11 protein-coding genes and 1 tRNA gene are annotated in these 11,878 nt (G+C 37.4%); 8 read left to right on the top strand and 4 right to left on the bottom strand.

Annotated elements, in window-relative coordinates; all coding sequences use genetic code 11:
* Positions 1-276 precede the first annotated feature (276 nt).
* From M901_RS14405 to M901_RS14390, 4 genes are read left to right on the top strand one after another with little or no spacing between them, the layout of a single operon-like run.
* Complete coding sequence (locus M901_RS14405) at positions 277-600, top strand: rhodanese-like domain-containing protein (protein WP_021278936.1); 324 nt, start codon at positions 277-279, stop codon at positions 598-600.
* 13 nt (positions 601-613) lie between these two features.
* Complete coding sequence (gene nadA / locus M901_RS14400; RefSeq protein WP_021278934.1) at positions 614-1,720, top strand: quinolinate synthase NadA; 1,107 nt, start codon at positions 614-616, stop codon at positions 1,718-1,720.
* A gap of 19 nt (positions 1,721-1,739) precedes the next feature.
* The gene (locus M901_RS14395; RefSeq protein ID WP_021278931.1) at positions 1,740-2,882 is read left to right on the top strand and encodes a cysteine desulfurase family protein; all 1,143 of its coding nucleotides are present in this window, start codon (positions 1,740-1,742) and stop codon (positions 2,880-2,882) included.
* Entirely contained in the window at positions 2,851-4,002 is a 1,152-nt protein-coding gene (locus M901_RS14390; protein WP_021278937.1) for a lipoprotein, read from the top strand. Before M901_RS14395 ends, M901_RS14390 begins: the two co-directional genes overlap by 32 nt.
* On the opposite strand, the gene M901_RS14385 is transcribed toward M901_RS14390, so the two are convergent.
* Together M901_RS14385 and M901_RS14380 are read right to left on the bottom strand one after the other, a co-directional pair.
* On the bottom strand, positions 3,988-4,812 hold the full coding sequence (locus M901_RS14385; protein ID WP_157680054.1) for a hypothetical protein: 825 nt from the start codon (positions 4,810-4,812) through the stop codon (positions 3,988-3,990). The genes M901_RS14390 and M901_RS14385 overlap by 15 nt on opposite strands.
* Positions 4,809-5,963 carry a hypothetical protein gene (locus M901_RS14380; RefSeq protein WP_034722451.1) on the bottom strand — a complete coding sequence of 385 codons (1,155 nt, stop codon included), beginning with the start codon at positions 5,961-5,963 and terminating at the stop codon, positions 4,809-4,811. Before M901_RS14380 ends, M901_RS14385 begins: the two co-directional genes overlap by 4 nt.
* Before the next feature lie 82 nt (positions 5,964-6,045).
* Between M901_RS14380 and M901_RS14375 the strand changes: the two genes are divergently transcribed.
* Entirely contained in the window at positions 6,046-8,241 is a 2,196-nt protein-coding gene (locus M901_RS14375) for a PrkA serine protein kinase (protein WP_021278932.1), read from the top strand.
* A gap of 1 nt (position 8,242) precedes the next feature.
* On the top strand, positions 8,243-9,316 hold the full coding sequence (locus M901_RS14370; RefSeq protein ID WP_021278939.1) for an RluA family pseudouridine synthase: 1,074 nt from the start codon (positions 8,243-8,245) through the stop codon (positions 9,314-9,316).
* Here the strand turns inward: M901_RS14370 and M901_RS14365 are convergent.
* The gene (locus M901_RS14365) at positions 9,309-10,037 is read right to left on the bottom strand and encodes an HAD family hydrolase (RefSeq protein WP_021278933.1); all 729 of its coding nucleotides are present in this window, start codon (positions 10,035-10,037) and stop codon (positions 9,309-9,311) included. The genes M901_RS14370 and M901_RS14365 overlap by 8 nt on opposite strands.
* Before the next feature lie 55 nt (positions 10,038-10,092).
* A complete protein-coding gene (locus M901_RS14360) occupies positions 10,093-10,698 on the bottom strand; it encodes a hypothetical protein (RefSeq protein WP_021278935.1) in 606 nt (201 codons plus the stop codon).
* A 150-nt stretch (positions 10,699-10,848) separates the two neighbouring features.
* On the opposite strand from M901_RS14360, the gene M901_RS14355 reads away from it, so the two are divergent.
* Positions 10,849-10,924, top strand: a tRNA-His gene (locus M901_RS14355).
* Between the two features lie 240 nt (positions 10,925-11,164).
* The gene (locus M901_RS17855) at positions 11,165-11,782 is read left to right on the top strand and encodes a hypothetical protein (protein ID WP_021278938.1); all 618 of its coding nucleotides are present in this window, start codon (positions 11,165-11,167) and stop codon (positions 11,780-11,782) included.
* Positions 11,783-11,878: the final 96 nt, after the last annotated feature.

Below are 11,878 nucleotides of genomic sequence, written 5' to 3'. Positions count from 1 at the left end.
CACCACCTTTATTATTAGCGACTGTGATCACTTCCATGTAACGCTCCTTGTCTTGGTCCTACCCTTGACCAATTTTGTATGTATCTATTTAAAATGGTAGAAAATTCATCACACAACGTCAAAAAAAAAGATGTACTTAAAAATACTCAAAAAGTACGCGGGTCCTTTTTGAGACTCTACGCGTCTTAAAAGCTCTCCTGTACCCTATGGACATTAGGTGTATACTTTACTAAATTCCAGAACTACACAACGATTTGAGTCAACAAGGGGACTAATATGATCAACTCTATGAACGCAACAGAACTAAAAAACCTCATCGATAATAATGATGAATTCATCTTAGTAGACTGTAGAGAACAAGGTGAATGGAACGAAGGTCATATTAAAGAAGCAATTTTTATTCCTCTAAGTAACTTTCAAGAACTTTGGGGTGACAAACTAACTAATAAAGATGCCAAAATCGTTATGCAATGTAGAAGTGGAAAGAGAAGTCTTAATGCTTGTATGTTACTTATGCATGAAGGATTCACTAACCTTCACAACTTAGAAGGTGGAATTCTTGATTGGCAAGCAAATGGGTACGAAGTCGTACAAGACTAATTAAGGATAGAATATGCTCGATCTCTTTAACAAAGAAGACGATTACAAACCAACAATCAGTGAAGCTGAACTTAATGACGAACAAGTCATTGAAGAAATCCATAAGATCAGAAAAGAACTTGGAGATAAGGTTGTCGTTCTTGGACACCACTATCAACAAGATGACGTTATCGAATTTGCTGACTACAAAGGCGACTCGCTAAAGCTTGCTCAAGATGCAGCGAATCTAGATAGTCCCTATGTTGTCTTCTGTGGCGTCCACTTTATGGCCGAAACAGCGGATATGTTAACGAGGCCTGATCAAAAAGTTATTCTTCCTGATATGAATGCTGGTTGTTCTATGGCCGACATGGCCAATCGTGAAGAGATCGATAAATCTTGGGAATACATTAAATCAAGTACTAAAGATAAAATTGTCCCTATTACTTATATCAACTGTGCTGCCACACTGAAGTCATTCGTCGGTGAGAACGGTGGTACAATCTGTACTTCATCTAATGCTCGTTCAATTATTGAATGGGCCTTTACTCAAGGTGAAAAACTACTTTTCTTCCCTGATCAGCACCTTGGAAGAAATACATGTTACGAAATGGGAATCCCATTAGAAGACATGGTTATTTATAATCCAAATATGCTCAATGGTGGTCTTACTCCAGAACAAATTGATAAAGCTAAAGTTATTCTCTGGTATGGTTACTGCTCAGTTCACCAAGGGTTCTCTGCCGAGCAAGTTAAGAAGATAAAGTCAGAAAGACCAGACGTCACAGTCATTGTTCACCCTGAGTGCAACTTTGAGACTGTAGACGCATCTGATGATAATGGGTCAACAGCTTATATTATCAACAAGATTAAAGAGGCTCCTGCTGGAAGTAAATTTGCAGTTGGTACAGAGATCAACCTTGTTAATAGACTCGCTGCTGAGTTCCCTGACAAAGAAATCTTCTCACTTTCTCCTTACCAATGTCTCTGTACAACAATGTATAGAGTTAGACCGCGTTGGCTGCTTGCCAGCTTCCGTGCGATAAAGGAGAATAAACCTATAAATGTGATTACAGTAGACGATGAAACAAAGAAACATTCTTTGACGGCGCTGAATCGCATGCTTGAATTAAGCAAGTAACGACACGGGAGAGACACATATGATTTACGCGGACTACAATGGAAGTGCTCCGTTATGCCAAGATGTTAGAGACTATCTTATTAAAAGGCTAACAGACGGACCTTACGCAAATCCAAACGCAATTCATCACCTAGGAAGTAAAGTACTTATGGCCATGGAAAACGCCAGAAGTGTTTGTGCTAAAACACTAGGCGCTGATTTCAAACAAGTTATCTTTAATTCAGGTGCCACAGAAGGAATTTCAACAGCATTTCACTCAGTCATGACTGAAACTTCTAAGAAGAGAATTATTATTTCAGGAATTGAGCACTCGGCAACTGTTAACACTGCTAAATACTACGCTGACTCACAAGGTTGTGAAGTTATAGCAATTAAGACAAAACCAAATGGAATTATTGATCTAGAAGATCTCGAAGCTCATATCAATGATGATACAGCTGTTGTCTCAATTATGGCCGCAAATAATGAAACAGGTGTTATTCAACCCTACCTAGAAATTTCAAAGCTTTGTAATGAAAAAGGTGTTCCATTTATTTGTGACACAACTCAGTTTATTGGAAAGACACTTTTTCACTTTAAGAACTGTGGTGCAGATTATGCAGTAATGTCAGGACATAAAATTGGTGCAATGACAGGAACAGGAATTCTTCTAGCTAAAGATCCTGAAAGAGTTAAGCCTATTATTATTGGTGGCGGACAAGAAAGAGGAAAAAGAGGTGGAACTCAACACTACCTTGGATATGAAACTCTAGCGGTTGCCCTTAACTACTTTGAAAAGCATCTTGATAATATCGAAATTCTTAATAATAAAAGAATTGAGTTTGAAACGAAACTAAAGGAAAAATTTCCTGAAGTCGTAATTCTCGGTGAAGATGCACCAAGGCTTGCGTCAACGACATATGTTGCCTACCCAGGAATTCACGGACAAGCAGTTCAAATTGAACTAGAGTCCAAAGAGATTTTTGTAACAACTTCCTCAGCCTGCTCTGACAACGAGCCGGTTACTTCTAAGGTATTAAAGGCCATGGGAGTTTCTGATGATGTTGGACGTGGCGTAGTTAGAATTTCGATCGGTCTTTGCTCGGACCCGAGTATGTATGATACAATACTCGAAGCTTTGAGCCAGACTTATGAAAAACTTACTAAAATTAAAAGTTACTAATTTATTAATACCTCTCCTTCTGATTTCTTGTCAGAAGGAGATCTCTACTCATGAGTTCTCTCGTCCCAAATCACCTAAGAAAATAAACCTCAGCCTAGATAAGAATACAAAACGAATCGTCATTGCAACGACAAATAATTTTAATAGCGCGGTCTCTGGAGTTACTGATAGTACCCTGGCTCAATCTCCAATGGCACTTGGTGGAGCAGACTTTCTTCCAACTTATCTCAATATCCTGAGAAAAGAATATAAGAATGAAGTCCTTCTCTTGGATGCAGGCTATCTTGTTAACAAGAAAAAGAATCCTGTAGCAAATAAGAAGACGTTGAAACTTTTTGAGATGCTTGGATACGATGCTGTTCTCTTAACAGAGAACGAACTTCTTAACTTAAAAGAAAGCTATGGAACGACTGTTCCCTTTGTAAATTCAAATATCATCGAATTAAAAAAGCTAGAAGTCACTGATCACTTCGGTTCTAGGCCATTCATTATTAAAGAAGTTAACGGTGTTAAAGTTGGTATTGTTGGAATCACAAGTTATAAGCCAGAACTAAAGGGTGAAAGTGAAATAGCAGGTCTTCTCTTTGATGATCCCGTTGCGAGACTCATTACAATGAAGAGAATCCTTAAAGAAAAAACGGATATCATCATTGCTCTTGTTCATATGGAAACTCACTGCTCAAGCCAAGAGAGCAAGAACTTAAAGGAATGTCCTGATAATAAGGAAGCATTTAGAAAATTGATTAAGAGATTCCCTCCAAACTTAGTTGATATCATTATTGGAGGAGACTCTAACTATGCAGCAGGTTTCATAGAAGGTATTCCAGTTCTACAAAACTATGGACACGGAAAGTTTCTTGGTCAACTCGATATTTATTATGATTTAAATAAGAAAGAAATCATCAAAGAACATACCAAAATTCATAAGCCAACAAAGCTTTGTTCACGCTTCTTTATGGTCTCACAAGACTGCCACATTGAGGCTGATGATGTCACAAAGATTAAGAGAGTTAAAGATTCTCGTTACCAGACAGATACTGCAAAGTTTCTAGGCAAGACAATTACCCCTGATTTAGATATTGTGAAGTATCTTAACGCAACCGAATTAAAGACAAACTAAGATATTCTTTTTATTACAATAGGTTTTGAGTCCTGGTTCACAGAACCCTGCTGGACTCCCATCAAAGCAAAGGGAAGCAAGTTTTGAACCTAAGACTTTATAACCCCTTGGACAGGCCGGTTCATTCTTTTTCCCACAATTATTTTGGCCACAATACTTCGATCCCCCTTGTGGACAGTTGAAATCAACGACTTCTACAGCTCCATTTTCACAAAGATCACAATTATTTGCGACAACATCTTGGCAACTACTATTCACCCCATGACAGAGTTGCCCATCTTTTAAAGTTTTCTTAACGAAAAAGTCTCCAAAGGCAACATCATCAACAAAACTACTATTTAGTTGGTTATCATAACGCTTATATTTCTTAGGAACTTCATAATTAAGTAACGGGATCTCAAGCTTCTTTCTTTCACTCCCCATTAGAAAAACCAACTCTAAGATGTTTGAGTTCTCAATATGATCACCTGAGAGATAATTAATACTCAACTCTTCGAGACTCTTTGTATAAATCAATTCCTTTGCAAAAGGGTCACACTTCCCTTTTCGAACGGAAGTTATTTTCAATACACCAAGCTTATCTTTAAATGGTGTCTTATAGAAAAGGCACCTTTTGATACTATTCTCTTTATAACTTAGTAGACTAATCCATGTATTAAGAGGCGTTTTAATGATTCCTTTATTCGTATAGCGTGAATTTAGCTCTAAATTCGTAATAGCATTAAGGTCTTTTTGGAGCGAAGACTTCCAATCGATTTGAGATTGGCATGAGATAAGAATAAAGACTAAGAATAAGATCAACTTCATCACTTAAACCTCATACAGCGAAATCCAATTTCGATATTATCAGGAAATTTTACAAGATTGTATTTACCCAATTCAAAATTATTTGCACTAAAACCTTCTCCATCCCAATAACCACGTACACCTAGTCGATGAACTTTCGATTTCCAAGGATAATAACGAGAGCTTAGCTTTAAGTTTTCCCTAGGATGGATTGTATTAGTCATATATTCAAAAACACCGCCCAGAGTTTCTTTCGCCCCTGTCCAAGTAGTACTCTCTATTGACTGGTGTATATAATCCAGTTCTCCACAATCACTAGAATAGACTCTTTGACACAATCTCAATCTGTCACTCTCAGATAAATTTACTTCTAAATTTTTCTGGATTTTAAAAATCTTCGTTTCAGTATTCTTTCTCGACCATGGGAAATAAGGTGCTCTCAATAACTTTATATCTGGTGAAGCAATATCTTCGGGATGAATGGCCATAGCATCATACACTCTGGCCGAAAGGATATGCTTTCCTTGCGAAGAGCAAAATGAACTCATATCTTCAATAGAGAGATTCGTGGCAATTTCTTCATCTGGCTTCTTTTCAAACTCTTGTACGATTTTTTCTTTTCCACTTCGTTTTGCCCAATTCAAGATGTCCTTATTTCGTACTAGATTCTTATCAACAAAGATATCTCGTCCAAAGCTATCCCACTCAATGGTTACCGTTCTTTGGTTTGCCATGAAAGGGTAAAAGCGCTGAGGTAAGTAGACCTCGCGACAGCTATCCTTAAGGCGTAGCTTTAATGGATACTTTTTATCCACCAATAAATCGAAAAGATACTCTGTATGAGAGGGAGTTACTCTTGTTTGAAACTCTCCGTTTTGGGCAATAGAGATTTTATTTTTTTGGTAATAAGGCGTGATTAAACTATTCGATATCAAGCATTTAAAATAAGAAGGATTACATTGATAATAGGACTCATCAACATTCTTGGCTTTTTTACAAATAGTATCACCTTCATGATCAGCATTTCTCCAAATCTTTCCAACTTCAATTGAAAAGTCCTTTAAAAAATCTGATTTTTCAACAAGAGTCAAATCAACGGGCTTTTTTTGGCCGAAAAAATATCCGACCAAACCACTCAGTGTCAAAATGCCTGTAACAATTACTATTTTCTTCATTTTCCTTCTTAAAACAAGGGCTTAATCAAGGTAAAATTATATATGTATACAGTTCTGTATGCGAGGAAAAAAAGAGGAATCTATGGAATGGATTGAACACGCAACGGATCAAACAACCTCAACGAGTGAGATCTTATCTTTCTACGACTACTACGATAAATTTGAAAATAGTCCTGAACGACATTTAAGGCCAACATTTAAATATCTCTACGATATGTTAGCTTCATATGGAGAAAATGAATTAGGTGATCATAAACTATTTGTTGAAGACGACCCTGAAGCTCCACCTGTTTTTGGACAAGGAAAAATCGAAAAGAAAATCCTTCAGAATTTAAGAAACTTTGAAGAAGAAGGTTTTAATAATAAGTTCCTACTACTAGTAGGACCTAATGGCTCATCAAAGAGTAGTCTTGTTAAGAAGATTATGAAAGGTGCTGAACAATACTCTTTAACAGATGAAGGAGCTCTTTATACGTTTAGCTGGGTTTTCCCTATTAACACTGTCGTAAAAGGGACACTTGGACTAAGCCAAACTCACGAAACAAGAGACCTTACAACATTTGCTCATCTTGATGATAAAGATATTGCGGCTATTGTAACAAGTGAGCTTAAGGATCATCCACTACTTCTCATTCCATTAGAGTATAGACGTAAAGTGATCGATGAAGCGCTTGCTGATAATCCATCACAGCTTGAATCTGTGCAAAAGTCATATCTCTACAGAGGAGACCTTTCGAAGAGAAATAAAATGATCTACGATGCTCTTCTCAAAAGTTATAAAGGAAAACATGCTGATGTTTTAAAGCACATCAGAGTTGAAAGATTTAATATTTCAAAAAGATATTCTACTGGTGCTGTAACAATTGAGCCTCAACTTCATATTGATGCTCGTATGCAACAAATCACAATGGATAAGAGGCTGGCTTCTCTACCTCCTTCACTTCAGTCATTGAACTTATTCTCAATGCAAGGAGAGGCGGTACTGGCCAATAGAGGGATCCTAGAATTTTCAGATCTTTTAAAACGTCCACTTGATACTTTTAAATATCTTCTTATGACAATGGAAACAGGAAGCCTAAATATTGGTGGTATTCTGACAGAGCTGGATATCTTTTTTGTCGGAACTTCAAATGAAGTTCACCTAGCGGCATTTAAGCAACACCCTGACTTTAATTCATTCAAAGGAAGATTTAATTTTATTAAAGTTCCTTACCTTCTTGATTACCAACAAGAAGAGAAAATCTATCAACGTCAAATTGATGGTCTTCATGACAGAACAAAGTTTGAACCAGGAGCACTTTCAGCTCTTTGTAAATTCTCTGTTATGACAAGAATTCGTTCTTGTATGGGCAAGCACTATGACAATACAAAGTTAACGGCAATAGTCACAGGGCTTTCACCTCTTGAAAAATGCTATCTCTATAGCTCATCTCAGGTACTTCCTAAGAGATTAGATGTAGAAAAGAAACAACTTCTTAAGCATGGTATTGAGACGATTCGTTCAGAATTTGAAAATGATAATCTCTATGAAGGTAAGTTTGGTATCTCTCCAAGAGATATTAAGAATATTATTTATCGCCTTACAGAACTACATACGACGATTACATTTGTTGAAGTACTCGAATATCTTGGAAAGCTTATCCAGAAGAAAAATGAGTATGACTTTTTAAATATGTCTTCACATGGAGATTACCACAACCCTCCTCGTTTCCTTGAGCTAATTAAGAATGATGCTCTCGATGAGTTTGATCAAGTGGTTAGAGAATCTCTTGGACTAGTTGATGATAGATCCTACGAGGATTATGTCAGAAGATATATTGAAAATATCAATGCTATGATCAAGGGTGAGAAAATCAAGAACACTGTGACTGGAAAGTACGAAGAAAGTGATTCTTACTTTATTAAAGAGTTCGAAAATAATATTAACTTGAAGGAAGACCCTAGTAAGTTTAGATCACACCTTATTTCTAAACTTGGTGCTTGGTATCTAGACAATCCTGGTAAACAAATTAAATATAAGACGGTTTTCCCTGACGTTGTTAACAGACTTCAAGAATCATTCAGAAATGAGCAAAAGAAGGCCATTCAGATTATTGCCAATAATATTGTTTATTACGAAGCAGAAATGATGGATGACACAGCAGCAAAGCACGTCTCTCTTAATAAAGAAGAGCGCGAGCAGATCGAAACAACAGTTAATAACATAAAATCAAAATACGGCTATTCACAAAATGGTGCTCTTGCGTTAATAAAGTTCTTAATTAAAGAACGATATTAATATGGCCGTACTGAGTAGAACTTTTTCAAAAGAACAATATAAGGCGACATACTACGTTGAAGAAACTCACGAAGGTATGCGCCTTGATCAATTTCTCCAGATCTATCTGGAGACTTGGTCTCGTCAAGAGGTCAAACGTAGAATTGCGGCTGGAGATGTGGTTATTAAAGATCGTCCAGGAAAGCATCGACCAAGCACAGCACTTCACTACAAAGAAGAAATTACTTTTACTGTGAATCGCACGACTCAAGAAGATGAGTATTGGGATGGAAAGAAAATTGAGCTCGATGAAAATCCTGAGATCATCTACGAAGATAAAGAACTCATTGTTATTTCAAAACCGGCCTATATGTCGACTCACCCTACGGGGCGCCACCTCTTCTACTGTGCAACTGTTTACTTTGGTGAAATGTACGGTCACACAATTCACTCCATTCATCGTTTAGACAGAGAAACATCCGGTGTTATGATGTTAGGAAAAACTCCTCAAATGTCTAACCAAATGGGTGAACAGTTTATTCAAGACAAGGTTAAAAAGTGTTATTTCTTCATGGCCAAAGAGAATGAAGACTATCACGGCGAGACAAGATTCGAGGCCAATGAAAGACTTGGTGCCTCCGAAGGTGGTCTCAAGCGAGTCTATATCGATCACTATCCTGAAGACTCTTTTGATGGAAAGCATGCTCGCACAATCTTTAATATTCTTCATCGCGAAAATGGTTATGTTCTCGGTCTAGCCTTTCCTCAGACAGGACGCCAACACCAAATCCGTGTCCACGCTATGGTCAATGGACTTCCACTAGTAGGAGACAAGCTCTACCTTGGAAGCTTTGAAATGTTTCAACGATTTAAAGATCTATATGCAACGAAGCAAGAACACGAGTTAATGGAGCTTCCAAGACACAGTCTCCATGCGATTGCTCTGCAGGTAAATTATCAGGGCGAGAAGAAAGTCTTTAAGTCTCATCTCCCAAAGGATTTCATTCCTTGGATTCATGAGAAGCTGACTATATCTATTCCCGATTTAGAAAGTAAGATTGAAGCTGGAGTCACTGAGTACTTTTATACTATTTAAGAAGATCCTGTAGATAACTAAGAACGCCATTCGGGCCCTTATTCTCATCTCCATGAAGAATAATTTTTGGTTTATGCTCCATACGATTTATAACTTCTTCAATATTAGCAACTCCAACTGAGTGCTCGATGTGCTTAAACATTGATTGGTCATTTAAGCTATCCCCAAAGAAGACACTTTCTTCAACAGAGATTTGAGGGTAGTGAATTTTTAAGAAGGCCTTCACTGCCTCATACTTTGAGATATCTCCACACCAGAAATTTAAGTGAACATTCGAAGTAGAATAGTTAATTCCTTCCTTCTCCATTCGCTTTGTTATTTTGTCCATAAGTGCTGGATCACTTAAATCACTTAACTCAATCGCTCTATCACTGACTCTCCCTAAAGAGTCCGCCGAGAGCCTAATTGAATAGCGCTGCTTCAAGTCTTGAGCAAATTTCTCAAGCCAATCAAGTTGATCTTGTGAAACTTGAAACTCGTCCTGAATCATTCCCTCACTATCGCGGTAACTAATAACCCCTCCCCCTTCAGAAATCACATGAGTAAGACTTGAGAAGTGAGTAAGAAAGAAATGGGCCCAAGAAAGGCTTCTTCCTGTCACAATCACAAAAGGAATCTTTTCCTGTGTTGAAAGTTGAATAATCTCCAGAAACTTTGGAGAGAATTCAGTGTGATCAGTTAGTGTTCCATCGAAATCTGAGAAAATAATTTTTGGTTTCATAAGCAGATAAAAAATAAGGGAGCCGAAGCTCCCTCTTATTTGAGATAAACTATTCTTAGTTCATTGGGAAAGTCACACCCGCTACGAAAGCAGTGAATGACTCTTTAAGACCAACTTGAAGCTCTAGGTTTCCGTTTAGGTGACGGTAACCTTTAATAGGAAGCTGACCATTGATCCCTGTGTTTAAACTGATTGTATTCTCATATGACTTAGAGTCTGAGTTAAGACTAAGTCCAACAGGCATTGAAACATATGGAAATGCTTCTTTCCCCCAAAAGTTAAAACCTTTTGAAAGTGTTGGCGCCATAGAAATGATTGTATTCGTTGTATCAAATTCTTCAGCTCTTTCTAGATTAGCCTTCATTGAGAATCTTGGCTGACGTAGGTAATCTGGATAAATCTCATAATCTGCACCAACGAAGAAACGTTGAGCTCTATCTCCACCAGAGATCCCTAGACCTGCATCATATGAAAAAATTCTATTTACTTTCTGAGTGTATCTAACCTGAACTCCCATCCCTCCATTGTCTGAAGTGATCCCAGTAAATTCAGTAGAAACAAGCTTCTTTCCCTCTGCCATTGGGTGAGTCGATTGACCAATTCCGTATGCCATAACACCGGCAGACGCTAAAGTTGCAATAGTCGCAATAATTCTCTTCATATTTACCATCCTTGGAAGATTATTTAATAACTTAACACTTCTATTCTAGAAAATTGACGCACCAAACGGCAAGCTTTTTAAGAAAATTTAACAATAATATTGACGACAGGCCCATTAGGATTTATAAATAAGCCTCAAAACTAAATTATGGTGACCGTAGTTCAGTTGGTAGAGCACCTGATTGTGGTTCAGGTTGTCGTGGGTTCGAGCCCCATCGGTCACCCCATTAAAAAAAGCCCCCGTATTCATACGGGGGCTTTTTTTATTTGTGGCGACTGATTGGGTTTTGTAGCCATGACAAAGTCGTGGGTGGCCCTCACGATGAGGGTCCCCCGCGTGGCCACGATGGCCAAAAAGCGGGGTCACCAACTCTGCCTCTTCACAATTCTATATTTTGAAATCAAATCGATCATCAAAAAATCATACTATCTTAGAAAAAATATAAAATACTGATACAATAAATCATATGAATTTAGATAACAAAAAGATTAAAGGACTATTACAGTCCTTAGCTATATTTGGTGCTTTGTTTCTAGTGAGCCCTCACATAGGAATAGACCCAAAAGAGGTAGCAATTTTCTATGGAAAAATCTTAATACTCGTAATTCTAATCAACCTTCTATTCTGGTTCTTAGACAAGAAGGGTATCATCGATTTGAAAAAAGAAGAACAAGAGAGACTTGAACTACAAAAGAAACTAAAGAGCAATAAAATGAATTTAGCATGGTTCTTTGGAGGCTTTCTTGGCATCGTTGCAATCTTCATAATTCCGGTTTATTTTTTTTCAACGCCAAAAATAGACAACCCTTGGATATCGGTCCTCGAAATCGACCTCATTAAAAGTTACTACTGGGCCTTCTGTCTTGTTTTTTATAGCTTTGCTTCATATGTATTCATATTTGGGAAATATTTACTTATAAATGAAAAAGGAAGAAATTGGTCATTATATCGCAAGCTTTTTTACTTTCACTCTTTTCACGACTTACATAATAGGAGCAAACGACCAAGCCAATTTAATATTAGTAATGTCATGCCTATGTACAGGAGTAACTTGGATTCAATTCACAGCTATCAATATTTATAAAATAATGAAAGAAGATGAAGCCAGATCGGAAAAAGAACTTTAATTACAAAAGATTTTCCTCACGCACAGTCAACGAAAAAGCACCTGGAACCGATT

The sequence above is a fragment of the Bacteriovorax sp. DB6_IX genome, from assembly GCF_000447775.1.
Taxonomy (GTDB): domain Bacteria; phylum Bdellovibrionota; class Bacteriovoracia; order Bacteriovoracales; family Bacteriovoracaceae; genus Halobacteriovorax_A.
Note: the sequence above shows the minus strand (reverse complement) of the source record. Positions and strands in the feature narration are given on the sequence as shown.

Bases quoted from the DNA above. Each gene is read 5' to 3' on its own strand.
- M901_RS14395 (WP_021278931.1), top strand. From the start codon at position 1,740: ATGATTTACGCGGACTACAATGGAAGTGCTCCGTTATGCCAAGATGTT.
- M901_RS14380 (WP_034722451.1), bottom strand. From the start codon at position 5,963: ATGAAGAAAATAGTAATTGTTACAGGCATTTTGACACTGAGTGGTTTG.
- M901_RS14365 (WP_021278933.1), bottom strand. From the start codon at position 10,037: ATGAAACCAAAAATTATTTTCTCAGATTTCGATGGAACACTAACTGAT.
- M901_RS17855 (WP_021278938.1), top strand. From the start codon at position 11,165: ATGAATTTAGATAACAAAAAGATTAAAGGACTATTACAGTCCTTAGCT.
- M901_RS14405 (WP_021278936.1), top strand. From the start codon at position 277: ATGATCAACTCTATGAACGCAACAGAACTAAAAAACCTCATCGATAAT.
- M901_RS14360 (WP_021278935.1), bottom strand. From the start codon at position 10,698: ATGAAGAGAATTATTGCGACTATTGCAACTTTAGCGTCTGCCGGTGTT.
- M901_RS14375 (WP_021278932.1), top strand. From the start codon at position 6,046: ATGGAATGGATTGAACACGCAACGGATCAAACAACCTCAACGAGTGAG.
- M901_RS14370 (WP_021278939.1), top strand. From the start codon at position 8,243: ATGGCCGTACTGAGTAGAACTTTTTCAAAAGAACAATATAAGGCGACA.
- nadA (WP_021278934.1), top strand. From the start codon at position 614: ATGCTCGATCTCTTTAACAAAGAAGACGATTACAAACCAACAATCAGT.
- M901_RS14390 (WP_021278937.1), top strand. From the start codon at position 2,851: ATGAAAAACTTACTAAAATTAAAAGTTACTAATTTATTAATACCTCTC.